This is a genomic window from Limnohabitans sp. Jir72 (assembly GCF_003063575.1).
Taxonomy (GTDB): domain Bacteria; phylum Pseudomonadota; class Gammaproteobacteria; order Burkholderiales; family Burkholderiaceae_C; genus Limnohabitans_A.
Window position 1 is genome coordinate 1 of record NZ_NESC01000019.1, and the last position, 25,982, is coordinate 25,982.

24 protein-coding genes and 1 riboswitch are annotated in these 25,982 nt (G+C 57.0%); of the genes, 9 read left to right on the forward strand and 15 right to left on the reverse strand.

Annotation, left to right across the window (positions count from 1 at the left end; genetic code table 11):
• Nucleotides 1-100: 100 nt before the first annotated feature.
• The 3 genes from B9Z52_RS16975 to B9Z52_RS16985 form a co-directional block, all read right to left on the reverse strand.
• Complete coding sequence (locus B9Z52_RS16975; RefSeq protein WP_146182880.1) at nucleotides 101-2,128, reverse strand: hypothetical protein; 2,028 nt, start codon at nucleotides 2,126-2,128, stop codon at nucleotides 101-103.
• Nucleotides 2,112-2,489: a hypothetical protein gene (locus B9Z52_RS16980; RefSeq protein WP_146182881.1), complete on the reverse strand. Its 378-nt coding sequence runs from the start codon at nucleotides 2,487-2,489 to the stop codon at nucleotides 2,112-2,114. Before B9Z52_RS16980 ends, B9Z52_RS16975 begins: the two co-directional genes overlap by 17 nt.
• 104 nt (nucleotides 2,490-2,593) lie before the next feature.
• A complete protein-coding gene (locus B9Z52_RS16985) occupies nucleotides 2,594-5,806 on the reverse strand; it encodes a hypothetical protein (protein WP_108415034.1) in 3,213 nt (1,070 codons plus the stop codon).
• Between the two features lie 606 nt (nucleotides 5,807-6,412).
• Between B9Z52_RS16985 and B9Z52_RS16990 the strand changes: the two genes are divergently transcribed.
• Nucleotides 6,413-7,030 (forward strand): transglycosylase SLT domain-containing protein, encoded by a 618-nt coding sequence (locus B9Z52_RS16990; RefSeq protein WP_108415035.1) that lies wholly within the window; start codon nucleotides 6,413-6,415, stop codon nucleotides 7,028-7,030.
• A gap of 26 nt (nucleotides 7,031-7,056) precedes the next feature.
• On the opposite strand, the gene B9Z52_RS16995 is transcribed toward B9Z52_RS16990, so the two are convergent.
• Entirely contained in the window at nucleotides 7,057-7,818 is a 762-nt protein-coding gene (locus B9Z52_RS16995) for an SDR family NAD(P)-dependent oxidoreductase (RefSeq protein ID WP_108415036.1), read from the reverse strand.
• Nucleotides 7,819-8,006: 188 nt separating this feature from the next.
• On the opposite strand from B9Z52_RS16995, the gene B9Z52_RS17000 reads away from it, so the two are divergent.
• The gene (locus B9Z52_RS17000; RefSeq protein WP_108415037.1) at nucleotides 8,007-9,113 is read left to right on the forward strand and encodes an NAD(P)/FAD-dependent oxidoreductase; all 1,107 of its coding nucleotides are present in this window, start codon (nucleotides 8,007-8,009) and stop codon (nucleotides 9,111-9,113) included.
• 59 nt (nucleotides 9,114-9,172) lie between these two features.
• On the opposite strand, the gene aqpZ is transcribed toward B9Z52_RS17000, so the two are convergent.
• Nucleotides 9,173-9,862: an aquaporin Z gene (aqpZ, locus tag B9Z52_RS17005; RefSeq protein WP_108415038.1), complete on the reverse strand. Its 690-nt coding sequence runs from the start codon at nucleotides 9,860-9,862 to the stop codon at nucleotides 9,173-9,175.
• 175 nt (nucleotides 9,863-10,037) lie between these two features.
• On the opposite strand from aqpZ, the gene B9Z52_RS17010 reads away from it, so the two are divergent.
• The 3 genes from B9Z52_RS17010 to B9Z52_RS17020 all read left to right on the forward strand — a co-directional run bounded on the left by B9Z52_RS17010 (nucleotide 10,038) and on the right by B9Z52_RS17020 (nucleotide 11,515).
• Nucleotides 10,038-10,865 (forward strand): acyl-CoA thioesterase II, encoded by an 828-nt coding sequence (locus tag B9Z52_RS17010; RefSeq protein ID WP_108415050.1) that lies wholly within the window; start codon nucleotides 10,038-10,040, stop codon nucleotides 10,863-10,865.
• A gap of 70 nt (nucleotides 10,866-10,935) precedes the next feature.
• Nucleotides 10,936-11,235 (forward strand): BrnT family toxin, encoded by a 300-nt coding sequence (locus tag B9Z52_RS17015; protein ID WP_108415039.1) that lies wholly within the window; start codon nucleotides 10,936-10,938, stop codon nucleotides 11,233-11,235.
• On the forward strand, nucleotides 11,225-11,515 hold the full coding sequence (locus tag B9Z52_RS17020) for a BrnA antitoxin family protein (protein WP_108415040.1): 291 nt from the start codon (nucleotides 11,225-11,227) through the stop codon (nucleotides 11,513-11,515). Before B9Z52_RS17015 ends, B9Z52_RS17020 begins: the two co-directional genes overlap by 11 nt.
• A 21-nt stretch (nucleotides 11,516-11,536) precedes the next feature.
• On the opposite strand, the gene B9Z52_RS17025 is transcribed toward B9Z52_RS17020, so the two are convergent.
• Nucleotides 11,537-12,580, reverse strand: a complete 1,044-nt coding sequence (locus B9Z52_RS17025; protein WP_108415041.1) for a quinone-dependent dihydroorotate dehydrogenase — start codon at nucleotides 12,578-12,580, stop codon at nucleotides 11,537-11,539.
• A 93-nt stretch (nucleotides 12,581-12,673) separates the two neighbouring features.
• Between B9Z52_RS17025 and rpiA the strand changes: the two genes are divergently transcribed.
• The gene (rpiA, locus tag B9Z52_RS17030; protein ID WP_108415042.1) at nucleotides 12,674-13,345 is read left to right on the forward strand and encodes a ribose-5-phosphate isomerase RpiA; all 672 of its coding nucleotides are present in this window, start codon (nucleotides 12,674-12,676) and stop codon (nucleotides 13,343-13,345) included.
• Between the two features lie 9 nt (nucleotides 13,346-13,354).
• On the opposite strand, the gene B9Z52_RS17035 is transcribed toward rpiA, so the two are convergent.
• The 6 genes from B9Z52_RS17035 to B9Z52_RS17060 all read right to left on the reverse strand — a co-directional run bounded on the left by B9Z52_RS17035 (nucleotide 13,355) and on the right by B9Z52_RS17060 (nucleotide 18,726).
• Complete coding sequence (locus B9Z52_RS17035; RefSeq protein ID WP_108415051.1) at nucleotides 13,355-14,890, reverse strand: class I adenylate-forming enzyme family protein; 1,536 nt, start codon at nucleotides 14,888-14,890, stop codon at nucleotides 13,355-13,357.
• Between the two features lie 147 nt (nucleotides 14,891-15,037).
• A complete protein-coding gene (gene ribD, locus B9Z52_RS17040) occupies nucleotides 15,038-16,153 on the reverse strand; it encodes a bifunctional diaminohydroxyphosphoribosylaminopyrimidine deaminase/5-amino-6-(5-phosphoribosylamino)uracil reductase RibD (protein WP_108415052.1) in 1,116 nt (371 codons plus the stop codon).
• A gap of 68 nt (nucleotides 16,154-16,221) precedes the next feature.
• Nucleotides 16,222-16,638 carry a hypothetical protein gene (locus B9Z52_RS17045; protein WP_108415043.1) on the reverse strand — a complete coding sequence of 139 codons (417 nt, stop codon included), beginning with the start codon at nucleotides 16,636-16,638 and terminating at the stop codon, nucleotides 16,222-16,224.
• Entirely contained in the window at nucleotides 16,635-17,639 is a 1,005-nt protein-coding gene (locus B9Z52_RS17050; protein WP_108415044.1) for a hypothetical protein, read from the reverse strand. Before B9Z52_RS17050 ends, B9Z52_RS17045 begins: the two co-directional genes overlap by 4 nt.
• A gap of 8 nt (nucleotides 17,640-17,647) precedes the next feature.
• Nucleotides 17,648-18,265, reverse strand: a complete 618-nt coding sequence (locus B9Z52_RS17055; RefSeq protein ID WP_108415045.1) for a hypothetical protein — start codon at nucleotides 18,263-18,265, stop codon at nucleotides 17,648-17,650.
• Complete coding sequence (locus B9Z52_RS17060) at nucleotides 18,262-18,726, reverse strand: type IV pilin protein (protein WP_108415046.1); 465 nt, start codon at nucleotides 18,724-18,726, stop codon at nucleotides 18,262-18,264. Before B9Z52_RS17060 ends, B9Z52_RS17055 begins: the two co-directional genes overlap by 4 nt.
• Before the next feature lie 84 nt (nucleotides 18,727-18,810).
• Between B9Z52_RS17060 and B9Z52_RS17065 the strand changes: the two genes are divergently transcribed.
• Nucleotides 18,811-19,356, forward strand: coding sequence for a GspH/FimT family protein (locus B9Z52_RS17065; protein ID WP_108415053.1), 546 nt, complete (start codon nucleotides 18,811-18,813; stop codon nucleotides 19,354-19,356).
• A 12-nt stretch (nucleotides 19,357-19,368) separates the two neighbouring features.
• Here the strand turns inward: B9Z52_RS17065 and nrdR are convergent, their stop codons facing one another.
• The 3 genes from nrdR to B9Z52_RS17080 form a co-directional block, all read right to left on the reverse strand.
• Nucleotides 19,369-19,815, reverse strand: coding sequence for a transcriptional regulator NrdR (gene nrdR / locus B9Z52_RS17070; RefSeq protein ID WP_108415047.1), 447 nt, complete (start codon nucleotides 19,813-19,815; stop codon nucleotides 19,369-19,371).
• Between the two features lie 15 nt (nucleotides 19,816-19,830).
• Nucleotides 19,831-21,075 (reverse strand): serine hydroxymethyltransferase, encoded by a 1,245-nt coding sequence (gene glyA, locus B9Z52_RS17075; protein WP_108415048.1) that lies wholly within the window; start codon nucleotides 21,073-21,075, stop codon nucleotides 19,831-19,833.
• 52 nt (nucleotides 21,076-21,127) lie between these two features.
• Nucleotides 21,128-21,310: riboswitch (ZMP/ZTP riboswitch) on the reverse strand.
• Between the two features lie 43 nt (nucleotides 21,311-21,353).
• Nucleotides 21,354-22,115 (reverse strand): transglycosylase SLT domain-containing protein, encoded by a 762-nt coding sequence (locus B9Z52_RS17080; protein WP_108415049.1) that lies wholly within the window; start codon nucleotides 22,113-22,115, stop codon nucleotides 21,354-21,356.
• A 360-nt stretch (nucleotides 22,116-22,475) separates the two neighbouring features.
• Between B9Z52_RS17080 and B9Z52_RS17085 the strand changes: the two genes are divergently transcribed.
• Together B9Z52_RS17085 and B9Z52_RS17090 are read left to right on the forward strand one after the other, a co-directional pair.
• The gene (locus tag B9Z52_RS17085; RefSeq protein ID WP_233252007.1) at nucleotides 22,476-25,265 is read left to right on the forward strand and encodes a DUF349 domain-containing protein; all 2,790 of its coding nucleotides are present in this window, start codon (nucleotides 22,476-22,478) and stop codon (nucleotides 25,263-25,265) included.
• An 86-nt stretch (nucleotides 25,266-25,351) separates the two neighbouring features.
• Entirely contained in the window at nucleotides 25,352-25,882 is a 531-nt protein-coding gene (locus B9Z52_RS17090; protein WP_108411841.1) for a helix-turn-helix domain-containing protein, read from the forward strand.
• Nucleotides 25,883-25,982 lie beyond the last annotated feature (100 nt).

Here is a 25,982-nt window from a genome sequence, read left to right on the forward strand (position 1 = left end):
AAAAGGCCTAGGCCTTTTGTTGTGCCTGTTGCGGGTGAGCGGTTTGAAGGGATTGTTTGAGAAATTGGCCGAAATCATCGGCAGTAACCGGCTGCAAAACTCAGATCAGCGCTGGGCGATGGCTTGAGGTGAATTTTGCAGGGACGACTTTATAGTCGACAAGCCTCATCGAGATAATCTTCTTGGCAATTGCATTTTTTTCTTTATTCAGTAGGTTGCCAAAGAAAGAGTTTCCCCAGAGCAATAAATGAGTGGGCTTATTCGTTGATAAAATATGCCCATCTATTCCAGCAGGATTAGATCGATCGCCAAGCAATAAAAATTTTGGACTTTGAGTTGTTGGCCCAAATTGAACCAAAGTTGGTGTTATCGCTGAGATGATGTTGTGAATTAATTTTTGAGGCTCAACCGAGTCTATAAAGTAGTCTTTTGTATTGCGACTTGCAACAGTCAAAAAATCTTCAACTCTTTTGTTTCTTTCATCATCATCTTCGCATTCACTGAGACTCGAATAAGGAAATTGCTTTATATAAAGTGAAGATCCATTATTCAAAGAGGCGGTAACAGGCTGCCAATGAGACATATGGATAAGGCAGGGTATTATTTGCTCTAAGCGGGAATCAGGGAGGCTACTTTGCCATTTTTTGAATAAATCTGGATGTTTATTCAGTATTTGATAAAATGAATTCAATTTCAAAAACCAAGTAAATTGACATTCAACAAGAGCTTTGTGATAGTCATAATTATTTCTTGTCACGATAGGAAGCGGACCGGCCAGCTTGCCGTCAATCATTGGAAGAATCAATGGATTTGAACTGTTGTTTCCAATCGCTGCTTTGATATCTCTCATTTTTCCAAGTCCAACAAAAAACAAAACGATATTTTTAGAAAGTCTTAAATTGTGCAGAATATCTTCTTTTTGCTTCATGCTATATTTTGGTTTTCTGGTAGTATTATCTATTTTGCTTGTGTATTGTAAAATTTCAAGATCAGCAGGTTCGTTAAATTCTTTGTATTTGCCTGAATATTTTTTTACAAAAAAATCGCTCCGTAAACAAAGGAAAGAAATTTCTCCATTGGATTTAATCGATATACCCACCGAGTTGAATATTTTAGAAAATAATTCAACCCCATTGGAATCCATGAATGTACCAAAAAGCATCGGAAATCCAGATGCAATAAAGCCCTGCCCAAAAGTAAGAAAGCCCTTGTCATCTACAATAGTGACGCTGCCAATTTCTCCTTCTAAATCGGCCTCTTTTTTTGTGATGCGGTCAACATTAATTGCGATTTCGGGAAATCTCTTGTTTTGCGATAGCACTTCTGGATCGTCTTTACCTCTGTGTTTAGGCCCCACATAGTTGGTGATATCTTTTTCATTCGCCCCTTCGCCGAATAATTTTTGTATTTTCTTTTCTGCATCAGTATTTGGTACAGGATCAACTTCGTTGATTGATTTATCCAATTTAGAGGTGGGCCTCCCTGGTGTTATGCCATCATCACTTATAATTTCGTATCGCTTAGCCCATATTTTGTCTCGATTCCATTGAATAAGCGTCCTGTTATCAGGCGACAAAAAATCATCGGGACCAGAGATTCTAATCTCATGTTGGCCTGTTTCATAAAGAAAAATGAGCTCGATAGCCTGCAGGAGTTCGATACCACATATTTGAGATTCGGCAGTTTTGCATTGTTTATATAATGATTCTATTTGATCGATGGTTAAATTCGTGAGTAATTTAGTTACGTAGCGGAATCCGGAAATACTCCCTTCAAGTTCATTGCAGAGTGCGCACAGGGATAATAGGGTTGATAAATACAAAGACTCTTTATCATCGCTTGCATCGTGTTCGGTGAGTTTGTGGTGGAAATTCTGTGCGTAATCATCGATACAAGAAAGAAAATGATCGGTAATGCTGACGCTCACATCAGTATCAAAAGGCAGTCCCAAAGATTCATATATGGCATTTATTTTTGGTTTTATAGATATATCATGATCACGCCTCATTTTGTCAATTTTTGAATTTGACTTCTCAATAAAGGCTGCATATATATGTTCAATAAATACAGGCTCTTGAGGCTTTTTCAATTCAATAGGAAAAACTTTAAACTCAAATGGATTGCTCAAGGATATCTCCTTTCCCGAGATACTCGAATACGCCGTCTTGCCGTGTGATGCTAGCCCTGAATACTCGGATGCTCAATTGGTTGTCAGACAGGGAGAATTGATGGAAAAGACCACAGGCATTGGACTCAAAGAGGCGGGGCTCTTCCTGCTCTTGCCCGTACTCTTGGATGTCGATCACGAAATCAACATCCGCCTCCACCAAGTGGTCTCCTAAACTCTCAAATGACTGTGACTCGGGATGAAATAAAGAGCGAAGAACCAAAGCCTCTTCTTTTCCGTTCGAGAGTTGTACGGCTAAGACAAAGGGGCGAGCCTCGTCAATGTGCTGATAAAGATCCAAAACGCCGTAGGTGTTGTCCATGCCTCCGTATAGGGGTCTCCAGTAGGATTCGATGGCGCTAAGGGACACAGAGAACGCCTGCACGGCATAGCTCTGGGCCCACGGGATTTGGATGCGTTCGAGCCTCAAACTTGCCGCCCGGTCTTGGGGTCGTATTTGACTTCAAGCGCCACGATTTGATCGGTGGGCATGATCTCCACCCACTGGTCAAACACCTCAAAATTAGACATGTTGGCTGGATCACCTTTGAAGCCACCTTTCAAGGGGTCGAAACCAAACTCATAAACCCGGTTGATGGGTGTCGTCGTCAAGGTCGCGTTGCCAATTCTGCAATCGAGCAGCGATGTGCTGGTCGCGCTCTTTTGGCTAATCCGGGTCGCCAAATCTTGAAGAACATCGATCATCTTGGCGCCGTTGTAAGGTTTGCCATTGAGCATCAAAGACTTGTCAGTCACATTGGTGTAGATGTCGTCATCAGAAACACCCTCAGAACCCTCCACAAGCTGCACCCACCTCAGAGCATCAAGTTCGCGACCTGGGCGAATGGGCATAACTGTTTTGACCCAGGGAGAGTTCAAAAATGCATTGCGCATATTGTCCCCATCAAGCTGCAAAACCCATCCAAGCGAAGCCCCCATTGGCGCAGGTGCCGAGTTTTCTGTGATCAAGTAATCACGCCCCAAATACCGGCCGGCCGCGGTGTCCCCAAGGTTGGTGACTTCATCGTCTTGCAAGATGGTGCCTTGACCTGGCAACTTGCTTTTAATGGCTGCACCATATTTTCTCGGGGCCCACCAATCGGGGGTCACAAAATAGAGCATCTTTTCCACATCAAAGATCGAGTTGATCAGCTCAGCGCACCGGTGAGCCGCAGAAGAAGAAATGTTTTGGGTGCCCAAAGCATTCGCCTGGTTCCAGGTGGTTTTTTTGCTTCCTGATACCAAGCCTGAGATCAAGTGCCGATAGATGATGCTGCGCTCTTCGGCCCGTAAATCCTCGAATTTTCTGGGCGAAATTTTGGAGGCCAAGTCCACTTTGGATCGCTGACAGTCGAGTTCATATTTCTTCTTGGCCATTGCCGCTTGCGTGTTGTAGTCACTGATGGCCGTTTGAAGTTTGGCGTTGTATGCGTCCATCACATCCTGAGATGGCGTCAAGGTGACTGTCACGGTAAAAGGGACAGAATGATCGTCGCCATTGGTATCAACCTGCGCATAAATTGTCGCCCCTTGATCATTCCTCACGACCCAATACTTGTAACTGTCCGTTTGGTTGTCAATTTCGAATCGCACAACGCCATCCCCCATGGGATAACCATATTTTTTTTCTTCGTTGAAGGGGGAGATTTCTGTCGGATTACCGCTTGGGGGCCCCAATGTGAATCCTGGGAATTCGAAATTACTCACTTCAGCCAATCGCCTAGTCAATTTGTTATTTTGCCATGACAGAAAAGACAGTTTGATTTTTTGAACAGACTGCGCAGGAGGTTGTGGGTAGTCTGGTAAGGGCTGCCCTTCAGGCGGTGTGAAATAAAGCAAGTTGGACACCCCCAAATCATCTCCTGGAGAGTCAACATATGACTGCCAACACAAATAGGATCCAATGTCTTGCACCTGGATACCAATTTGACGCATTTTCCGGCGCATTTCATAGTTTTTAAGCTCGTTGCTCGTGTTGGTGAGCACATATCGCTTGGAGGATGTGTCGGTAGTGCTTGTGGTCGTTTTGAACGACGTTTTAAAAGAGCTTTTGACCTCCGCGCTGATCTTTTGAGTTTGCTGCCTCATCTCTTTGTGAGCCTGCTCACGGGCGGACGACTGTGATGTGTTGTAGTTGGTGCTGGCCGAGGCGCTGCCACTGCAAATATTGGCAATGCCACCACTGGCACTGACAGAAGCCGCAATGCTGATGTCGCTCTTGTTTTCCTCTTTCACTGCCGTTGACAGTTCGCTTTTGGTTGTGTTTGACTGGTCTGACTTGTTGGTTTTGGACAGATCTGTCTCAACCGACTTCTCCACAGTGGTCTGTCTGCTTGACGTCTCCATGAGCTCAACAGATGAGCCTGGGGGAACCCAAACATGGCCAACTGGCTCACCAACAAACGTATCAAGCTCAAAGAAATACTGGCGAAAAAGATGCACCACCCCGATCGGAGACAGCGCGACCAGATCAGGAATTTGTGAAAACTGCTTGACCTCAGAAAAATGGTCTTCAACGACCGCGCCCGCCGTATCGAGCGCCTGCGTGACAAGGTCCGTGCTGCGGCTGCTATCTGGGAAAAAAATGGACCTCAACTGGTCAAACTTACCCTGTCTAATCAAATGCGCTATGACGCCGGCAACTCGGCTCTCATAGTCGATGACGTACCGCATGACAGCCGTAAGGTACACATTGGGCGCACCTGAGGTGCTGTCGTAAAACGATGGGGTGTCAAACGGCTCTAAATAAGCGGAAACAAAGCTGGCCTTGTCTGAGCTCGTGCTTTGCTCGCTCAAAATGAGCGCGGCCATGTGATTGATCGTTGTATGGCTGTTCAGATAAATGAAATGGACATTGGCACTGGTCGATGTAGACAGTGGGGCCTTGTCGTTCATATAGTCGAAGATCAATTTGACATAGAGCCCCACAAAACTCAAATACTGCTCAATAGGCAGGGCTTGCCAATCCGCGTCCTTACTTTCAGGCGTGATGGTCCGTGGTAATTTCAGCTCTTTCCCGTCTCCGTCCTTCAATCCAAAAACCGACCTCACTTGCCGGAAAAGTTGGCCTAAGGACGCCCATTTAGGATGGGGGTCAGACAAAAACTCATCTGGCATCGCCCAGTTGCCATCAGCATCCGCAGTGGAAGATGCAAGCACAACGCCGCTTTCAATGAATTTTCCTTCGCCGTCGATGGGCTTTTGAGTTTCGGGATCAAATGTCTCAAAAGGCGCATTGGTGGTCGCTTCAATATAGGCATTGAGCAAAGAGGGGGTTGCCTTGAAGCCGTGGCGTAAAAGGGAGACCAAGATGCTGCTTGGTTTTTCTGTTTCAGAATACTGGTTTTCTGCGGCTGGCTCAATGTCGCTGATGGTCAGTGGGCTGGGCCCTACCCAATAATCAGCCTCGCCTCCCGGGATGCCTAGAAGGCGGCGAGCGTCTTGGTTGTTTTTAAAGTGCGGCGTCAACACCTGGCGTGAGGCATCGACCATTTTGTCTAGGCTGGAGGGGTCAGGTTGGAATCGGTTTTTGGAGTTTTGCCCCTTCCAACCCAAAATCGGCTGGTAGACGCCATAGATCTGGCTGTCGCTAGGAAGCGTGTTGACGTAGGCTGACAGGTCGATGAGTGCTTTGGCCATAAATCTTCGCGAGCGGCCTGGTACCTACCAGGCGGGATAGCTTGGCGCACAGCGACGCCCCTTGCTCACTCCTTTTGTTCAGCTATCTTGTTAAAGTAATTGAATGATATTTTTTTGTTTGTAAAATGTAAACAAAATTATCAAATTTAAGATAAACTTTTTGCGCGAGAGATAACTGGTCGACTGTGCCTGCTCCAGGTGTCAGGCTCACTTGAGCCCAAACCGAACAGACTGCTGCGGTGTAGACAGCCGCAACCCGTGCATCAAAATCAAGCCTTGACGCGAGGCAAACGCCTGAAGAATAGAGATTGCAGGCGGCTCACATGATGACAAGCCAGCAGATTTGACAAATCCGACAACCGCATGGATAACTATGAACTTAAGTGACCAGAGGGCGATGCATCCCACGGAGTTGCCCATAGAGAGTTACAGGTGGCTAGTGGGGGGGCTGAAATTGATTGAATTCGCAGCCAGAAACTGTTGCTTGGTTCAACCGATAGTTTCTAGTGGTTTGAGCAGGGGTTTTGCATCGCAGATTTAGCTCGAGAGAAATTTTAATTTTTAGTTAAAAATTGATATTTCCAGATTTTTTGATTGGTGTGTTTTATGAAGATTATTTTTGCCGTGATGCTGGTCTGTTTTTCTGTTATTTTTTCTCGGGAGGCATTTGCAAAGGACTATGCTGCATGGGCAAAGAAAAACATAGACGGTACTTGGACTGCTGCTGCAGAAAAAGCTGTTTCAGCCTCCAGCCTAACGTCGAGTGTCCCTATCGACATTGTGAAATTCTGTCCCGCTTACGAAACAAAGAGCATAGAGGAACGCAAGGTGTTTTGGGTTGGCCTTCTATCCATCATTGCGAGACCTGAAAGCAATTTTGAAGCCGATGCAAAATATATTGAAAAATTTAATGACTCAAAAGGCAAACGTGTCGTAAGTCGAGGTCTGCTTCAGATCTCAGTTGAGAGTGCTAGCCAAAAGCGTTACTCTTGTGGCTTAAAAATAGCTGAAGACTTACATAATCCATCTGTTAATCTCGCGTGTGGCGTTAAGATCTTGGATGCTTGGGTAAAGAACGATAATGTAATTGCTACGTACGGAAAAAATCCTTCTCGTGGCGGTGCGCGTTACTGGTCCACTCTTCGGGAGAAAAATAACCATTTACAAGAGTTAACTTCCTTCACTCGAAGTTTGTCTGTCTGCGCGTTAGCCCCGCACTCCTAGAACAGGCTTACTCCACGTCGGCCCCTTCAGCGGATCATCATCCCGCCATCGGCCACGATGGTTTGCCCCGTCACGTACTGCCCAGCCGGGCTGGCCAAAAACACCGCCACACCGCCAATGTCGTCGGGCTCGCCCATGCGGCGCAGCGGTGTTTCGTTGTTGTACTTGGCGCTCAGCACCGGGTCTTCGTGCAAGGCTTTGGCAAAGTCGGTCTTGATCAAGCCCGGGGCGATGCAGTTCACGCGGATGTTGTCCGGGCCCCATTCCACCGCCAGGTTGCGCGCCAGCTGCATGTCGGCCGCCTTGGAGATGTTGTAAGCCCCGATGATGGCCGAGCCGTGCAGGCCGCCAATCGACGACACGATGACGATGGCGCCGTCCTTCTTGGCCTTCATGTCCGGGTAGACCATGGTGCACAGCCAGGTGTTGGACAGCACGTTGTTGCGCATGACCTTGTCGAACACCTCGTCGCTCATGCCCGTGGTGGGGCCGTAATAGGGGTTGGTGGCCGCGTTGCACACCAGGATGTCGATGGGGCCCCAAGCCGCGCGGGTCTGGTCGATCAGGTTTTGCAGCTGCTCCTTGCTGGAGATGCTGGCGGCAATCGCCATGGCTTCGCCGCCTGCGGCCTGGATTTCTTTGACCACCACTTCGCAGGCGTCTTGCTTGCGGCTGGACACCACCACCTTGGCGCCCTGCTTGGCCAGCTGGATGGCGATGGAACGGCCAATGCCCCGGCTGGAGCCAGTGACGACGGCGACTTTGCCTTTGAGATTGAACAGCGACATGAAACGGTCTCCTTGTTGAATGCTTGGCAGTCTGCCCGTGGGCGGTGCCCGTGTCTGTCTTGCGGGTGTCAGCTCTCGCGTTTTGTAGGAGCCCCGCCCAGGGGCGAATGCGGATGGTCTGCGGGTGTTCTATCGCGGCGAGGGCACCGCTCCGACAGAACACCGGTCTCTGAGCCACAATGCGGCCCATGGAACAAATCGATGCTGTGGTGATCGGGGCCGGTGTGGTCGGCCTGGCTGTGGGGCGGGCGCTGGCGCTGTCGGGCCGCGAGGTGGTGGTGCTGGAGTCGGAAAACGCCATCGGCACCGGCACCAGTTCGCGCAACAGCGAGGTCATCCATGCGGGCATTTATTACCCGGCGGGCTCGCTCAAAGCGCGTTTGTGCGTGCAAGGCAAGGACATGCTCTACGCCTATTGCGCCGAGCGCGGTGTGGCGCACCAGCGCTTGGGCAAGCTGATCGTGGCGACCAGCCCCGATCAGGTCCAAGCGCTCGATGGCATCGTCGCCAAAGCGGCTGCCAATGGCGTGCACGATCTGCAAAAACTCACGGCTGCGCAGGCCCGGGCATTGGAGCCGGCCTTGTCTTGCGAGGCGGCCTTGCTATCGCCCAGCACCGGGGTGGTGGACAGTCACGGCCTGATGCTTGCCCTGCAAGGCGATATGGAAAACGCAGGTTGTTTACTGGCGCTGGTCTCGCCGGTGCAACGCATTGCCGTGCGCCAGGGCACGGCCACGCACCCGATCGTGGTGCAAACGCAAGACGGCACCGAGCTGGCTTGCAAAGTGCTGGTCAACGCCGCTGGGCTGAACGCCGTGGCATTGGCGCGGGGCATGGACGGGTTGGACCACAGCCTGCTGCCGCAAGCCCATTACGCCAAAGGCAACTACTTCACGCTGGCGGGCAAGGCCCCTTTTTCGCGCTTGATCTACCCCGTGCCCGAAGCGGCCGGACTCGGCGTGCACCTCACGCTCGACCTGGGTGGTCAAGCCAAGTTTGGGCCTGACGTGCAGTGGGTGGATGACCGTGCGGACCTGCAAGTTGACCCGCGCCGGGGTGATGCCTTTTATGCCGAGGTCCGCAAGTACTGGCCTGATCTGGCCGACGGTGCGTTGCAAGCGGGTTATGCCGGCATGCGTCCCAAGATCAGTGGTCCGCAAGAGGCCTCGGCCGATTTTCTGATCCAAGGCCCTGCAGAGCACGGCGTGCCGGGCCTGGTCCATTTGCTGGGCATCGAATCGCCAGGGCTGACCAGTTCGCTGGCGATTGCGGCGCATGTGGCCCGTTTGCTTTGAATGAAAAAGGCCATGCAGGTGCATGGCCTTGGGCGCGTTCCCGCAGGAATGCGTGAAGATCAGTTCTCTTCGGAGCCAATCAGGCGATAGACCAGGGCGCCCAAAACGGCCCCTGCAATCGGTGCCAGCCAGAACAGCCAGAGCTGGGACACCGCCCAGTCACCCACGAACAAGGCCACGCCTGTGCTGCGGGCAGGGTTCACGGAGGTGTTGGTGACCGGAATGCTGATCAGGTGGATCAATGTCAGGCACAAACCGATCGCGATCGGCGCCAGGCCTTGTGGTGCGCGCTTGTCGGTCGAGCCCAAAATCACCAGCAGGAACATCATGGTCATCACAACTTCGGTCACCAGGGCCGCCACCATGCTGTAGCCACCGGGCGAGTGCTCGCCAAAACCGTTGGAGGCAAAGCCGCCAGCCAGGTCAAAGCCCGCTTTGCCGCTGGCGATCAGGTACAGCACGCCAGCTGCGGCAATGCCGCCGAGCACTTGGGACACGATGTACGGCACCAGATCTTTGCCCGGGAAACGGCCACCGGCCCACAAACCGATCGAGACCGCTGGGTTCAGATGGCAGCCCGAGATGTGGCCGATGGCAAAGGCCATGGTCAGGACCGTGAGGCCAAAGGCCAGCGAAACGCCCACAAAGCCAATGCCCAGTTGTGGGAATGCGGCGGCCAGCACCGCGCTGCCGCAGCCGCCCAGGACCAGCCAGAATGTTCCGAAAAATTCGGCACCGTATTTCTTCATGATTTCCTCCGAAAGAGTTGCTTGCCAACGGATGTTGGCTGCGCGAGTCTAAGTTGAATATGAGGCATTTAGGGTTATGCAAACACTCGGTAACACCTTTGCTGCCCTCGATGCCCACTTGCGCACCTTGGCTGATCGCTTGCGGGACAGCGCAGGCCGCAAGCGCGCTTTTATCATGGCGTGCATGCACCCTCTCGACGAAGCCATTGACCTGCGCGCCTCAGCACTTCCGGATGCGCCCCACGAATTCACAGGCACCACCCATCCCGCCTACGCCAACATGGTCGGGCCCTTTGGCGGCACCACCTCGGCACAGTTGCTGCAGTCGGCCATGCTGCACCCCGAGCGCCTGGGCGAGCCGGTGGCGCTCACGGTCAACTTTGCGGCCCCGGTGGCCGATGGCGACATCCGGTTTGTGGCGCGGCCCGTGCGCACCAACCGATCGACCCAGCACTGGATCATCGAAGCCCACCAAGCACAAGGCGTGGTGGCCACCGCCACCGCCGTGTTCGCTGTGCGGCGCGAAACCTGGTCAGACGTCGAGGCAGTGATGCCTGCCAATGTGCCTGCAGCCGAGGCTGTGCCCCGCATGCCCGTCAAAGGCATGCCCGCCTGGCCGCAGCGTTACGACATGCGCTTTGTCGAAGGCGCTTTCCCGACGGCCTTTGACGAACAAGAACAAACCCACTCGCGCTCCACCTTGTGGGTGCGCGACGAACCCGAGCGGGCGATGGACTTCGCCTCGCTGGCGGCCATGAGCGACAGCTTTTTCCCACGCATTTTCATTCGTCGACGCCGCCGGGCCATGATCGGTACGGTGTCTCTGACCACCTATTTCCATGCCGACAGCGATTTGCTGGCGCAGGTGGGCACGCGCCATGTGCTGGGCGCGGCCAAGGCGCTGAATTACCGCCACGGCTACTTTGACCAGACCGGCGAGCTGTGGAGTCCCGAAGGTCAGCTGCTGGCGAGTACGCACCAATTGGTGTATTTCAAGGACTGAGCGCGAGGATCAGTTCACTGCAGGCTTCAAAAGCCTTGACGTTTTTATTATTCGCATCTACATTAATTCAATGGATGCCAAGCTGAGTTGGAACGAAACCAAAAGGCAAATCAACCTGCAAAAGCACGGTCTGGACTTTGCCTTGGCAGGAGTTGTTCTGGATTCCCGTTATCGGTTGGACATCCCGGTGGTCCGCGGCGCAGAGCTGCGAACTTTGTCCATGTCGTATGCCATGGGATTTTTGGCTGTTTTGACGGTGGTGCACACGGCGCGAGATGCGGCGATCCGGGTCATCAGTTTCCGCCGTGCCAGCCGTGAAGAAAGAGAGGCCTACCTTGTCTGGATCGAAAACGAAAGCGATGAACCGTAAAGACGTGATCACGGCTTTGAAGGTCAGCGAGCGCGAGGTGCCTTATGTGTGGGACGGCCACGATGAGGACGAACGCCCCGCAACCCCCGAGGAGCTGGCGCACGGCCTGGCTTTGGCCCGCAAACGCGGCAGGCCCGCGGGCAGTGGCGTCAAGGAACAGGTGGCCATTCGTCTGGACAAAGACATCTTGGAGGCTTTTCGTGCCCAAGGGCAGGGCTGGCAAACGCGCATCAACCAGGCTTTGAGGCGCTATCTGACAGAACACCCTGCGCAGCCATAAAAGCTGTCGCAGATTTTTTTTTCAGCGCTTCATCTGCTGCAGCGCACTCGCCACCTCGGTGACCAGCGCCGGGCCTTTGTAGATCAGCCCGGTGTAGATTTGCACCACATCGGCACCGGCTTCTATTTTGGATATCGCGTCGTGACCGCTCAGGATGCCGCCCACACCGATGATGGGGAAGTCCTTGCCTAAAGCAGCACGCAGCTGGCGGATCACGCGGTTGCTGCCTTCGAGCACTGGCGCACCCGACAGACCGCCCATTTCTTCAGCATGGGCCAAGCCGCTTACCGCATCGCGGGCCAAGGTGGTGTTGGTGGCGATCACGCCGTCCATGCCGTGCTTTTGCAAGGTGGCGGCGATCACGCCCACTTGCGTTTCGTCCAGATCGGGCGCGATTTTCAGGAACATGGGCACGCGGCGACCATGCTCGGCGGCCAGCGCTTCGCGCCGCGACACCAGGGCGCCCAGCAGGCCGTCGAGCGCTTCGTCGCTTTGCAAAGCGCGCAGGTTCTTGGTGTTGGGGCTGGAGATGTTCACCGTCACGTAGTCGGCATGCGGGTACACGCCCGCCAGAGCGATCAAATAATCGTCGGTGGCGTTTTCAATCGGGGTGGCAGCGTTTTTGCCGATGTTCAGGCCCAGCAGGCGACCTTGCTGGCGAAATTTGGAACGCTTGACGTTGGCGATGAAGGCGTCCAGCCCGTCGTTGTTGAAGCCCAGGCGGTTGATGAGCGCTTGTGCCTCGGGCAGGCGGAACATGCGGGGTTTGGGGTTGCCGGGCTGTGCCTTGGGGGTGACGGTGCCCACTTCGACAAAACCAAAGCCCATGGCACCCAGACCGTCGATGCAGCGGGCGTTTTTGTCGAGGCCAGCGGCCAGGCCCACCCGGTTGGGAAACTGCAAGCCCGCCAGCGTGATGGGCTGCGCCACAAAGGGCTGGCGGTAAACCCGGTCGAGCGGGGTGTTCTGGGTGCGGGCCAGGCCTTCGATGGTCAGCTCGTGGGCCTCTTCGGGGTCCATCTTGAACAAAAAGGAGCGGGCGAGGGCGTAAGGGATCAGGGACATTGGATAATTCCGGCCAGCAATGGCGTTGACAACAGTTCTCCCGATTGTCTCAAACCCCGGTACACCTTCCGTTTTTTATCCAGACCCGATCCCATGACCCAAGACGAACTCAAAGCCCTGGTGGGCCAAGCCGCCCTGAAATACGTTGTTCCCGGCGAGATCGTCGGCGTGGGCACCGGCTCCACCGTGAATAAATTCATCGACGCATTGGCCACCATGAAAGACCAGATCAAGGGCGCGGTGTCCAGCTCCGAAGCCTCGACTGTGCGCCTGAAGGCCTTGGGCATCCCGGTGTTTGACAGCAACGAGGTCGAGAGCCTGTCGGTCTACATCGACGGCGCCGACGAGATCGACCACCAAGGCCACATGGTCAAGGGCGGCGGTGCGGCGCTCACCCGCGAAAAAATCGTGGCGGCGCAGAGCAAACAGTTTGTCTGCATTGCCGACGAGAGCAAGCTGGTGGACGCTTTGGGCGCCTTCCCCTTGCCCGTCGAAGTCATCCCCATGGCCACGGCCCGCGTGATTCGCCAGTTTGTGGCCATGGGCGGCAGTGCGGTGGTTCGCCTGAAAGACGGCCAGCCGCTGGTGACCGATAACGGCCAGCACATCGTGGACGTGAAGGGCCTGAAGATCACCGATCCGGTGGCGTTTGAAAACACCGTCAGCCAGTGGCCTGGCGTGGTGACAGTGGGCGTGTTCGCGCTGCAAAAAGCGCAAGTGTGTTTGCTCGGAACCTCTGCCGGCGTGAAGACGCTGAACTTCTGATCGGGCGTTTCAGGCCAGCCGCTGGCGCAGCTCGGTTTTGAGCACTTTGCCGTAATTGTTTTTGGGCAGACTGTCCACCACCACGTAGCGTTTGGGGCGCTTGAAGCGGGCGATCTCTTGCAGGCACAGCGCGTCCAGCGCAGCGGTGTCCAAGGTATGCCCCGCTTGCGGCACCACAAACGCCACCACCACCTCGCCCCATTCAGGGTCCGGTGCGCCGACCACAGCCACTTCAGACACGCCCGGTGCGTGCAGCAGCACCTCTTCGATTTCGCGCGGGTAGATGTTGGAGCCGCCGCTGATGATCATGTCTTTGCTGCGGTCTTTCAGGGTCAAAAAACCATCGGCGTCCAGACATCCCATGTCGCCGGTGAAGAGCCAACCGTTCTGGATGGCTTGGGCCGTGGCTTCGGGGTTGCGCCAGTAGCCAGCCATCACGCTGTCTCCCTCGATCAGCACTTCGCCAATCTCGCCCAGTGGCAGGTCGCGGCCTTTCTCGTCGGTCACGCGGATGTTCACCGGGGTTTGCGCCACGCCGATCGAGGCCAGGCGGTCCAGGTGCCGGGGGTGCTGGGTGTCTTGCAGATGGTGGCGCGACAGCGCCGTGCCGACCATGGGGCTTTCGCCCTGACCGTAAATCTGCACAAAACGCGGCCCCATGACACGCAGCGCCCGCTGGATGTCGGCCGCGTACATGGGTGCTCCGCCGTAGACCACGGTCTTGAAGGATTGGCCGCAAGCGCTCGCAGACAAACCTGCAGTTTCGGCATGGTCCACCAGTCGTTTGACGATGGTGGGCGCAGCAAACATCGACAGCGGCCCGACTTGTTGGCCCAAGGCAAACAACTCGGCCGGATCGAACCCACCGGAAGGCGGCACCATGTGCCGAGCCCCCGCCATGAGGTGTGGAATGGCGTAAATGCCCGCGCCGTGCGACATGGGCGCTGCATAGGCGATGGTGTCTTGTGGACTGACGGCGTCCACATCGCAGAAATAGCCCAGCCCCATGGTCATCAAGTTGCGGTGCGTGATCATCACGCCCTTGGGCCTGCCGGTCGTACCGCTGGTGTAGAAGAGCCAGGCCAGGTCATCGGCCTGGCGTTCTGTGATCGGGGTGTCGACGGGTGATGCGGGCAATTGCCAAAGCGCATCAGCCTCGGCGCTGTCCACGTCGATCACGCGCTCCAGACCCGAGAGGTTTTCGCCGGTGTCGCTGGTGATGTCGGCCGTCACAAAGGCCCAGCGGGCCTGGGCGTTGTCGATGATCCATTGCGCTTCGCGCACATGCAGTTTGGCGTTGATGGGCACGACGGCCAATCCTGCCCACCAGGCGGCAAACAGCACTTCGAGGTAGCGCACATGGTTGCGCATGAACAGCGCCACCCGGTCACCGGGTTGCAAGCCCGCCGCTTGAAACTGCATTGCCAAGTGCTGGCAGCGCTGCGCCCACTGCGCATGGGTGGCCACACATGTGGTGCCGCTGAAAAGGGCCGGGCGCTCGGGGACCACGCGGGCTTGGCGTTGCAGCAAGTGGGCAAGGTTCAATTCCATGTCTCCAGCAAAAATGCCGCTATTTTGACTCTGACTGTTGCATCCAGTTTGTCGCTTGGACGTCTTGGTCACTGACGTGCCAAGCCCTCATGTCGACGCTGAAGCTGCCGACCTTCGGGGACGCACTTAAGGGGTCGGTGGTCAGGCGCGGCGCAGCAGAAAACGCACATCCGTGCCGACACGGTCCACCGCGTGGAAGGCCAACTTCACGCTGTCGCTCAGGGCCGTCAGCGCAGGCAAATTGGCCATGCCCTGGCCAGGGCCGAGCAGCTGCGGGGCGATGTAGACGAGGTATTCGTCCACCAGCCCTTCGCGGATGAAGGAGCCGTTGAGTTTGTGTCCGGCTTCCACATGCAGCTCATTGATCTCGCGCCGGGCCAGGTCGCGCAGCATGGCAGCCAGATCGACTTTGCCGCCCGGGCCGGGCATGTCGACCAGGGTGACGCCGCGTGCGATCAGTGCGGCGCGTTTGTCCGCATGTTGTGCGTCCTGCGGGGCGGTGGCGGTGTAAATCCAGATCTGTCGGGCTTGCTCGCCGGTGCCTTGGGTGTTCAGCAGTTTGGCACTCAAAGGCATGTCCAGTCGGCTGTCCACCACCACCAGATGCGGTTGGCGCGGCACCTCGAGGCCGCGCACGTTCAGCAGCGGATCGTCTTCGAGCACGGTGCCGATGCCGGTCAAGATGGCGCAGGCACGCGCACGCCAGGCATGGCCGTCGGCGCGGGCCTCGGGTCCTGTGATCCACTGGCTTTGGCCGTTTTGCAAGGCAGTTTGCCCGTCCAGTGAAGCGGCCACCTTCATGCGCACCCAGGGCAGACTTCGTTCCATCCGGCTGAAAAATCCGATGTTCAGCTCACGCGCTTCAATGGCTTCGTCTGAGTCAGGGGCCACTGTTTCGGTCTGCACGCCAGCAGCGGCCAAGCGCGCCATGCCTTGGCCTGCCACTTTCGGGTTGGGGTCGGTCATGGCCGCGACCACGCGCCCAATGCCTGCAGCGGCCAGCGCATCGCAACAGGGTCCGGTGCGGCCTTGGTGGGCACAAGGCTCCAGCGTGACCCAGGCGGTGGCGCCTTGCACGCTGTGGCCGCGCTCGGCCGCGTCGCGCAGCGCCATGATTTCGGCATGCGGGCCGCCAGCACGCTGGGTGTGGCCTTGACCCAGCAGCGTGCCGTCGGCGGCGGTGATGACGCAGCCCACGCGCGGGTTGGGCGAGGTCAGCCAGAGAGCTTGGCGGGCGAGCTCCAGCGCACGGGTCATGGGGGGCTGGGCCGCAGTGGGGCGATTCAACAGGTCGGAAGAAGTCACGGTGGAAAACTCAAATCAATTCAGGGCAAGGATACGCCAACCCAGATGGGCACGGCGGCACGGCTGCTGCGCAGCACCAATTGGCTGGGCGATCCGGCAGAGCCTGCCCGCGCAGCGCCTGGCCATTGCACCGTGACGGTGATGTCGACCAGGCTCACACCGGCCTGGGGTGTCAGCTCGACGCGGCGCGTGAAGGTGCTGGCTTGCGCGGTGGTTTGATCGTTCAAGGGGCAATCTGCGCGCAGGGCAGTCTGGTGGCATTCCATCGCATTCACCGCCAAGCCGTGGGCCAGCAGGCGTTGCCGGGTGTCGGTCGCGGTTTGCAGGCCTTGTATGGCCAGCTGCGCGGCACCCATCATGCCAACCCCCAAGACCGCTGAGGCGACCAAGGCCTCGATCATGGCCATGCCGGTTTGGGGCAGCTTGGCGTGTGTCATGGCGTGTCTTCGCTCCAGCTGCCGTTGACGATTTGCACCTGCCGTGCGTCCATGCCCTGTGGCCAAGGCAGCAGATAGGCTTGGCGGGCATAGGGTTGGGCTGTGACCTGGCTGGCGTTGGGGGCCTCGGGCCAAGCCGAGTTGATCAAAAGTTGGCCTTCAATTTGACCTGCCCGCCAGCCACGGGCCTTGTCGTCTTGGCATTGCGTGTCGAGCACCACGGTGCCGTGGATGCGCACGCCGTTGACCATGCTGGGGCAATAGGGCGTGCAGGCCGTGGCCGAAAACACCAGCAGCACGGGCGCTTGCGTGGTGCCCACGCTTTGAGTCCAGGGCGCAGGGCTGTCAACCCAATAGACGGTGCGAGCTGGTTGGCTCAGGGCATGCAGGCCTTGCCGTTCTTGCGCCTGTGACCAGGCCCGGATGTGCTCGGCACTCAAATCGCCCAGCACTTGTTGCCAAGCGTTGCTGGCACAGGGCTGGGTACCGGTGCCCAACACCACAGCCGCCGTGCTGGCCGATGCGGGCACGGGCAGCACCGTCGGCATGAACAGGCTTTGTTGAACTTGGGTGCGGCTGCGCTGGTCGTTCAGGACGCTGCTGGCTTGCAATTCGGCCACGTGCGGGGCGTTGACCACATCGCGCATGGCCACCACCTCGGCGCTGGCGGTATCGGCAGCCGCCACGGGGGGTGCCTGCAGGCGCACGCATTGCCATTGCAGACCGGTGCGCTGGGCCGGGCAGGGGGTGGTCGCTTGCGCGCTCCAGAAAGCCGCGGCCGAGGTGCTTTGTGCCGTGCGTTGAATCTCGGCTTGTGCCCAAGCCAGCGCTGACTCTGCTGCAAGCCGAGCTTGCGTGGCCTGTATCTGTGCATCGCCCGCCAGCCGGTCGATGAAGACACTTTGCACGCTGTAAAAACCCGCCAGCGCGGCCACCAGCACCAGAGTGATGGCCACCAGCAGCGTGATGGCACCTTGTTGCTGGTGTGGGCTGTCGGTCATCTGGCTTCTCAGCAATAAGCAGGTGCCTGAAGCGCTGGCAGTGCATTGCGCAGGGTGACGGTTTGACTGGCTTGCCATTGGCGTGATGTGTCGCCGGGCCATTGAGCGCTCAGACTCACGGTGACCCAGCGTTGCCACAGACGGCCTTGTGGTGCACATTTCACTTGCCATTGGAGTTGTGTGATTTTCAAGCTGTCTACATCGGTGAGCGATGTCCAAACTTCGGGGGCGCAAGAGGTGCGCGCTTTGAGCTCTCCGCCCGTGAGGCGAAAGCCCAGGCATTCGTTGTTCTCTTGGATGCCGTTGTGGTTGCGGTCCATGCTGAAATTGATCCGGTCAGCGCTGATGCTGAAGTCTTCTGCGCCATCGCAAAACGCATCTGGGCATGGTGCGCTGGTCCGCAGTTTCCAAGCGTATTCAGTCCCCTGAGCTTGCCGAAGTTCGCGGGCAATGATGCTCAGGGCTGCGTGCAGATCGTGGTGGGCATGGCTGTCTTGCAGCAACCACCGGTGTCCACGCAATTGGTGGGCCAGCATTTGTGTGCCCGCTGCCAAGACCAGCAAACCCAGCCCCAAGCCGACCACCAGGCCGATCAGGGTTTCGCCACTTTGGCGATCGGCTTTCATGGTCGCCAGCATTTGGCCGCATCGGTTTGTGGATCCGCGCCGCTCGAGAGCACGAGGATGGCGCTGTCCACCAGTTGCAAGCGCATGGGATTGCATGCGGTGTCTTGCCCTTGGGTACCCATTGGCGTTGCTTTGAGGGTGTAGCCCTGGCTGCTGGCTTCTTCGATGGCGATTTGGTAGTGCCCCAGTGCAGACCGGTCACTGGTCCAGCCTAGGCTGCTGAGTTGCTCGGCGTGCTGGTCATGTTGGCCACGCCAGCGGGCTTGTTCAAGTTGCACTTGTTGCAAGGCTTGCCGAGCATCGGCCCGTCGGGCTTGTCGCTGCTGGCTGTTGTAGCTGGGCATGGCCAAAGCCGCGAGGATGGCCATCAAAGCCAGTGCGATCATCATTTCACCCAGTGTCCAGCCTGCCTGGCGGACGCTGGGCGCGCAGCGGTGTTGCAAAACAGTGTGCTGGTCCATGAACCGTCTCCCTGACATCTTGTTTTGAGTATTTTGAATACCCGGGTATTCTTTGTAAAGGTGAAAGATGCAAGGAGGCAGGGCATGAACGATCGCAGGCGCTCGTTGGGGTTCACATTGCTGGAGGCGTTGGTGGCGCTGGCGCTGGTGGCGTTGTTGGTCGGCATGGCAGCGCCTGCGATGAGCCGCTTGCGCCAAGAGCACCGCATGCAGGCGCTGGTGGAGGAGCTGTTCAGCAGTTTGATGTTGACCCGATCGGAGGCGCTGCGCCAGCAGCAAAGGGTGACTGTGTGCGTCCGAACGCAAGACGACCGATGTGCGATAGCCGGACCTTGGACACCAGGCTGGATGGTGTTTGTGGACACCAATGCCAACGCACAAAGGGAAAGCCAGGAGCGGGTGCTGCAAAAGCACGAGGCTTTGTCAGCGGGTTTCACGCTCAAAGGCAATGGGCCGGTGAGTCGTTTTGTCTCTTATGGACTGGAGGGCCGCAGTCAAACAATTTCCGGTGCTTTTCAATCGGGCACGTTGACTTTGTGCCAAGTCGATGCCACACAGGCTTGGCAAGTGGTCATCAATGCTTTGGGCAGGCCTAAGCTTGAAAAAGTGGCCTCAGACGTCTGCAACTGAAACGCAGGCCGTTCAGCGGACTTCGTCCACCAAGGTCTTGAAGTCGTCGATGTCTTCAAAGCTGCGGTAGACGCTGGCAAAGCGCACGTAAGCCACTTTGTCGAGTTTTTTCAGCTCGCGCATGACCAGCTCGCCTAAGCGGTTGGACGCCACTTCGCGGTGGGGCTGGTTGAGCAGGTTTTCTTCGATACGTTCAATGGCACCGTCCACCTGCTCGGTGCTGACGGGACGCTTGCGCAGGGCCAGGTTCAGGCTGGCGCGCAATTTGTCGCGTTGGTATTCGATGCGCCGACCGTCTTTCTTGACGATGGCCGGAAAGCTCACTTCAGGCTTTTCGTAGGTGGTGAAGCGTTTTTCACAGGCACCGCACTGGCGGCGGCGGCGGATGAAGCCCCCGTCTTCGGCCAATCGCGTCTCCACCACTTGGGTTTCGAGGTGACCGCAGAAGGGGCATTTCATCGCTGCGTTTCCCGATTACTTGTAGACCGGGAAACGTGCGGTCAGGGCGTTGACCTTGGCGCGAACGGCGGCGATGTTGGCTTCGTCCTTGGGGTTGTCCAGCACATCGGCGATCAGGTTGGCGGTGATGCGGGCTTCTTCGTCCTTGAAGCCACGGGTGGTCATGGCGGGGGTGCCGATGCGCACGCCGCTGGTCACAAACGGCTTTTCAGGATCGTTCGGAATGGCGTTCTTGTTGATCGTCATGTGCGCAGCGCCCAAGGCGGCTTCGGCTTCCTTGCCGGTGATGCCCTTGGCACGCAAATCAACCAGCATGACGTGGCTTTGGGTGCCACCGCTCACGATGCGCAGGCCGCGCTGGGTCAGGGTTTCAGCAATGATTTGCGCATTCTTGATCACCTGGGCTTGGTAGTCCTTGAACTCGGGCTGCAGCGCTTCTTTGAAGGCAATGGCCTTGGCCGCGATGACGTGCATCAGCGGGCCGCCTTGCAGGCCAGGGAAGATGGCGCTGTTGATGGCTTTCTCGTGCTCGGCCTTCATCAAGATGATGCCGCCGCGTGGGCCGCGCAAGCTCTTGTGGGTGGTCGAGGTCACCACGTCCGCGTGGGGCACAGGGTTGGGGTACACGCCCGCGGCAATCAAGCCCGCGTAGTGGGCCATGTCAACCATGAAGATCGCGCCGACTTCTTTGGCCACTTTGGCAAAGCGAGCCCAATCGATGTGCAGTGAATAGGCCGAAGCGCCAGCGACGATCAGCTTGGGCTTGTGCTCTCGGGCCTTGGCTTCCATCGCGTCGTAGTCGATGGCTTCGTTCTTGTCGAGGCCGTAGCTCACGACGTTGAACCACTTGCCCGACATGTTCAGCGGCATGCCGTGGGTCAGGTGACCGCCTTCGGCCAGGCTCATGCCCATGATGGTGTCGCCGGGCTTGAGGAAAGCCAAGAACACGGCTTCGTTGGCCGATGCACCGCAGTGCGGCTGTACGTTGGCGCAGTCGGCACCAAAAATTTGCTTGATGCGGTCGATGGCCAATTGCTCGGCCACGTCCACAAATTCGCAGCCCCCGTAATAGCGCTTGCCAGGATAGCCTTCGGCGTATTTGTTGGTCAGCTGCGAGCCTTGCGCCGCCATGACGGCGGGCGAGGCGTAGTTTTCGCTGGCGATCAGCTCGATGTGGTGTTCCTGACGCGCGTTTTCGGCCTGGATGGCGGCAAAAATTTCGGGGTCGGCTTGTTCAATCAGAATGTTGCGGTCGTACATGGCAGTCCTTCAAAAGAGATGGAACCTTGGCTCAAACAGAGGTGTTGTTGACAAGGGCTGCCCAGGCGAACGGCTGAAAACCCTGGTCTGGGCACTGTGGCCGGTTCCGGGTTGCGCGCTTCCCAGTGGTTTGGGGCCAGTCCTTTGGTTCAAGGTTGACCGCGGTCCACGTCAGAGTCAGCTGTCCCTATTCAGTGAATGGGCAGCGCTCCTATCGCCAGTTGCGCACCCGCCAAGTGTAGCCGAGGTGGACGCCGGCTCGCCTTCCATCGCGCTGATCAAGACCCTTGCGTGCGACGTTGGATTATCGTTCGAGCTGGGCCAGTGAGCAGTTTTTCCAGCAGTTTTTGTTCATTCATGACGCGCTCAATATATTGGTTGTCGTCACTTTGCCCCGAGTTCGTGGCGTATTGGCGCAAAGCCTCTTCAAGGGTTTCGCTTTGCAGGATCAGGTCCTGCAGGTGACGGGTGCCGATGCGCAAGTTGGTCACGGGATCAAATACCGCCAGACGTCCGCCAAAAGTCGACAATTCATTTGCATGAACATTGGGGTCAATTTGCATCAAACCCATGGCACCTTGCGTGCCAGAACTGAAAGGATTGAACTTCGATTCGATGGCCATGATGGCCAAAATAAGGGTTGGCGGGATCTGACTGCGCTCACCCACGGACCAAGCTTCAGTGACCAAGGCGGCCAGGGGCTCTGGCGATACCCGGTAACGACGGCTGAGCCAGTAAGTCACAGCCAGTTGCTCATGGGGGAGACCTTTGAGCGATGTGGCGGTTGATCTGTATGCCGCGTCGTTGCTAGAAGGTGCCTCTAGCGTTTCCGCCTGGCGCTCTTCAAGCCAACTCATCAACACCTCATTGACGTTCATTTGCAAGCCAGGGTGCGCCATGAAAGTCAAGGTCACAGCGACAACAGTCAGGCCAAGCAGAGCCAGACTGTGGCGACTGATTTCTACAAAACCGTCGCGTACATCGGCCACCAAGGTTCGCAGAACCCACCAAAGGCGTGCAAGAGTCAAATTCGCTGTCATGGCAGATGTGCTGATGTGCAGCGTTCAGGGCTTTCGATGGGGTTCGTAGGGCACGCCGTCAACGTGAAATTCAATCGCGACACTGTTCGGCTCGATGGTCACTCTGACCTTGTTGGAGGATCAGGATTCTAGGAATCTTTCATAACCAGTCAAGGATATTAAATTTCTAATTGAAACTTTTTAGTAATAAAGTAAGGACTTTTTCTTCATTGAAAGCATGGAGATTCCATCAGATTCTGGTGACCAGCCAACAGCGACCGAATTACCGGCGAAAATACGGGCTTGATGGTCAGCCGCTGGGTTAATTGCCAGAGGCTGATCGGGATGCCGTATTTGGCATGGATCGTGTTTTAAAGTGTTTTGACCGTGACTTCTTCCAAGCCCCTTGACCTTGCCGCCCTTGACCAATTGACCGGGGGCGCATTCAACGCAGCCACCTCCGGTGAGCGTGGTGCCCGTTTGCGCGAATGGCTTCAGTCAGAACCCACGCAAGAACAAATGCACGAGGTTTACCGCGAGTTGTCTTCGCGGGACAAGGGCGTGGCCAAGATCCTCAAGGAAAAGCTCGACGACATCAAGCGCGCCCACGGTCAGGAGGCCTTGGCCAACGACTGGGCCCAAAAAGCCGAGCAGATGCTGCAAGCGCCACGCCTGAACATTGCCGATGCCTTGGCTTGGCAACGCGATGCAGCCAAGGCAGGTGCACCCTTGTCGCGTGAACCCCTGGCCAGCCTGAAGGTCCGTTTGGCCGAAGTGGTCAAAGGGGTGGAAGATTTGCAACACCAAGTGATGGTGCAACGTGAAGCGGCTGTGTTGTTGGCGCAGCGCATTGAGGTGTTGTCTACCAAACCCCTGATCGAAGCTCAGGCGGGCCATGCTGGCTTGCAAGTTGATGTGGAGCAGTGGCAAAACCAGGCGCACCAGCTCACTCAAAACAAGGTCTGGCCCAGCGTGGATCTGAAATACCCCTCCCAACTGGAGCTGGCTCGCAGTCAATTGCAGGCGGTTTGGGAAGGTTTTTCGGCAGCCTTGTCCTTGGCTGCTCAAGCCCAAGCTGATACAGCGGCTGCTTTGCCCTCGGTACCCGTTTGGGCTGATGAAATTCGTCGCTCACGCCATGAGGTCGTGCACGTCGTCGCGATCGCAGCGGATGCGCCTGCGGTCACACCAAGCCCCAAGACGGTCAAACCCAAAATGGACCCTGCCCAGCGCCAAGCCCTGCGCGAGCAGGCGACAGCCGCTGTGACCGAGGTGTTGGACGCGGTTGAAAAAGAAGTCACCGAAGGCCACGGCAAAGCCAGCTCAAGTGCTGCTGCTGCCTTGCGTGCGGTGCTCAAGACCCACGGCAAACACATGGACACCGCGCTCGATGCCCGCGTGCATGAAGCCCTGACCGCTGCTGGTGAGTTGGAAGGCTGGCAGCGCTGGCGTTCTGACCAACTCCGACAAGAGCTGGTGACCAAGGCCGAAGCCTTGCTGGGAGCGGACAAAACCCCCGCCATGGGTGGGCGCAAGCTGCAGGAAAACCTGCGCCAATTGCGCGAGAGCTGGAAGCAAACCGACCAGGGCGGTTTGCCCAACCATGGTTTGTGGAAGCGTTTTGACACTGCTTGTAACGAAGCTTATACGAGCGTTCAAACCTGGCTTGATCAGATCAAGCAGGAGTCTGCCGCACACCGTGCCCAGCGCGTGGCCTTGATGGAAGAGGTCAAAGCCTGGACGGCTGCCAACGCCGAAAGCAGCGACTGGCGCGGTCAGTTGCGTGCGCTGCATCAGTTCGGTGAGCGCTGGCGCAATGCGGGTCACTTGAGCGAAAAATCATTTGCTGAAATGCAGTCGCAGTGGAAAGCGCTCATCAAGGCCGCCGCTGCTCGCGTGGATGCGGCGCAAAAGGCCAGCATCGAGCGGCGTCAGGCCATGATCGCTGAAGCCAAAGACATGTCTGCAGCGCCTTTGCGTGTGGATGCCGTCAAGGCCTTGCAACTGCGTTGGCAAGCCGAAGCCCAGGCCGTGCCCTTGGACCGCAAGACCGAGCAAAAGCTGTGGGAAATTTTCCGTGCACCTTTGGACGAGGCTTTCCAGCGCAAGGGCGCTGAACGCCAGCAAGCTGAAACCCATTTGAGTGCCCGTGACCGTGCCGTGATCGACGCCTCCAAAGCACTGGATGCGGCCAATGCCAGCGGCGACGCCAGCAAGATCCGTGCGGCCATGGTTGCGCTGGATGCCGCTTTGCGCGGGCAAGCCCAAGAAGCCGCTGCACTGGCGAACGGTGAAGCTCCTGCTGCCAACGCTGCCGTTGCAGCGACTGTGGGGGATGCCACGAGTGCCGATGCCTCCACAGCGGAGCAAGCGCCTGCCGCTGAGTTGGCACAAGCTGTGCAGGTTGAAGCCGATTCCGATGCTGTTGAAGGGGCAGCAACGGCTGAGCCAGAACCGGCAACGCCTGTGCCCGTTCCTAAGCCTGTCAAGAAGGTGGTGGCTGTGCGCGGCGACGATCGCCCAGGCCAAAAGAAAACCGAAGCGCCTGCTGGCCGCGATGGCCGACGCGATGGCCGTCCAGGCGATCGCAACGCCCGCGCAGGTGATCGCGCAGGCGATCGATCCAGCCATGCGGGTGACCGGGGTCCTCGTTCGGGCGAGCGAGGCGATCGCTTCCCACGGGGTGATTTTGCGGACCGTGGCGAACGTGCTCCTCGCCTGGGCGATACCGCCTTCCGGGCGCAACGCGAGGCCATGGAGCGCGCCGAGATGTCGCTGCGCAAGCTGGCCGCACAAGCCCACGGCGAGACCCTGACCCGATTGATGTCTGCCTGGCAAGATCGCCAGGCCGATGCATTGCCTAGCGCACAAGAGCTGGGTAAAGCGATCAACGCCTCTGCTCGTCAAGCCTGGACGCAAGCGGTCAGCAGCCAAGCCAAGGCGCCTGTCGCCACCGCTTTGCTGCGTCTGGAAATGGCGGCCGAAGTGCCCACCCCCGCCGAGCACCTGAGCGAGCGCCGCGCGTTGCAATTGCAGTTGCTCACCCAGCGCAACCAGCCAGGCCCTGCCGAAACATGGGCGCAGGACGTGGCGCAAGTCTTGTCCGGCCCGCACGAAGCGAACACCGCCCGCCGTTTGCAAAACGTGCTCAAGAACTTGCTGCGCCGCTGAAGCGCTGCAGGTGCCTTAAAACAGCCGCTCTATGGTGAACTGCACCCCAAAAGTTGGACACCAATCCAACCTTTGGGGTGTTTTTCATGACGAAGTACGACGAGAAATTTAAAAAATCTGTTGTTCAAGATTACTTAGCCGGTGGGGGTGGCTACACAAAGCTTTCTGCCAAGTACGGAGTCAATGATGGACAGATACGGCATTGGGTGGGCGCCTTTCTTCAAAACGGCGATAGTGGGCTAACCAAGAAGTCCAGTCATTACAGCGCTGAATTTAAGCTGCGTGTCCTAGAGCACATGTGGCGCGAAGAGCTTTCGTTTAACCAGACCATTCACTTGTTTGATCTGCGCGGGGGCACTGGAGTTGTCTCGGATTGGGAGCGCAAGTACCATGAGGGCGGTATCACAGCATTAGCTCCCAAGCCCCGAGGGCGCCCAAAACCGATGAAACCTCCCGAACCCACTACGCCCTCTAGCGAGCAGCCCGTGCAGGACAAAACGTTGCAAGAGCTGCAACGCGAAAATGAGTACTTGCGAGCGGAGGTGGCTTATCTAAAAAAGTTGGATGCCTTAGTTCGAGCCAAGCAGCAGGCTGCGCAGACAAAGCGAAAGCCCTGATCGAACTAAGGCAGCATCACCCCTTGGCCACTTTGCTCCAGGTGGCCGAGCTGCCTCGCAGCACGTTTTACTACCAAGTCAAGGCGCTGCAAAGGGATGA

Coding starts and splice junctions, on each gene's coding strand:
- B9Z52_RS16980 (WP_146182881.1), bottom strand. CDS start 2,489: ATGGACAACACCTACGGCGTTTTGGATCTTTATCAGCACATTGACGAG.
- B9Z52_RS16985 (WP_108415034.1), bottom strand. CDS start 5,806: ATGGCCAAAGCACTCATCGACCTGTCAGCCTACGTCAACACGCTTCCT.
- B9Z52_RS16990 (WP_108415035.1), top strand. CDS start 6,413: ATGAAGATTATTTTTGCCGTGATGCTGGTCTGTTTTTCTGTTATTTTT.
- B9Z52_RS16995 (WP_108415036.1), bottom strand. CDS start 7,818: ATGTCGCTGTTCAATCTCAAAGGCAAAGTCGCCGTCGTCACTGGCTCC.
- B9Z52_RS17000 (WP_108415037.1), top strand. CDS start 8,007: ATGGAACAAATCGATGCTGTGGTGATCGGGGCCGGTGTGGTCGGCCTG.
- aqpZ (WP_108415038.1), bottom strand. CDS start 9,862: ATGAAGAAATACGGTGCCGAATTTTTCGGAACATTCTGGCTGGTCCTG.
- B9Z52_RS17010 (WP_108415050.1), top strand. CDS start 10,038: ATGGCGTGCATGCACCCTCTCGACGAAGCCATTGACCTGCGCGCCTCA.
- B9Z52_RS17015 (WP_108415039.1), top strand. CDS start 10,936: ATGGATGCCAAGCTGAGTTGGAACGAAACCAAAAGGCAAATCAACCTG.
- B9Z52_RS17020 (WP_108415040.1), top strand. CDS start 11,225: ATGAACCGTAAAGACGTGATCACGGCTTTGAAGGTCAGCGAGCGCGAG.
- B9Z52_RS17025 (WP_108415041.1), bottom strand. CDS start 12,580: ATGTCCCTGATCCCTTACGCCCTCGCCCGCTCCTTTTTGTTCAAGATG.
- rpiA (WP_108415042.1), top strand. CDS start 12,674: ATGACCCAAGACGAACTCAAAGCCCTGGTGGGCCAAGCCGCCCTGAAA.
- ribD (WP_108415052.1), bottom strand. CDS start 16,153: ATGACCCGTGCGCTGGAGCTCGCCCGCCAAGCTCTCTGGCTGACCTCG.
- B9Z52_RS17045 (WP_108415043.1), bottom strand. CDS start 16,638: ATGACACACGCCAAGCTGCCCCAAACCGGCATGGCCATGATCGAGGCC.
- B9Z52_RS17050 (WP_108415044.1), bottom strand. CDS start 17,639: ATGACCGACAGCCCACACCAGCAACAAGGTGCCATCACGCTGCTGGTG.
- B9Z52_RS17055 (WP_108415045.1), bottom strand. CDS start 18,265: ATGAAAGCCGATCGCCAAAGTGGCGAAACCCTGATCGGCCTGGTGGTC.
- B9Z52_RS17060 (WP_108415046.1), bottom strand. CDS start 18,726: ATGGACCAGCACACTGTTTTGCAACACCGCTGCGCGCCCAGCGTCCGC.
- B9Z52_RS17065 (WP_108415053.1), top strand. CDS start 18,811: ATGAACGATCGCAGGCGCTCGTTGGGGTTCACATTGCTGGAGGCGTTG.
- nrdR (WP_108415047.1), bottom strand. CDS start 19,815: ATGAAATGCCCCTTCTGCGGTCACCTCGAAACCCAAGTGGTGGAGACG.
- glyA (WP_108415048.1), bottom strand. CDS start 21,075: ATGTACGACCGCAACATTCTGATTGAACAAGCCGACCCCGAAATTTTT.
- B9Z52_RS17080 (WP_108415049.1), bottom strand. CDS start 22,115: ATGACAGCGAATTTGACTCTTGCACGCCTTTGGTGGGTTCTGCGAACC.
- B9Z52_RS17090 (WP_108411841.1), top strand. CDS start 25,352: ATGACGAAGTACGACGAGAAATTTAAAAAATCTGTTGTTCAAGATTAC.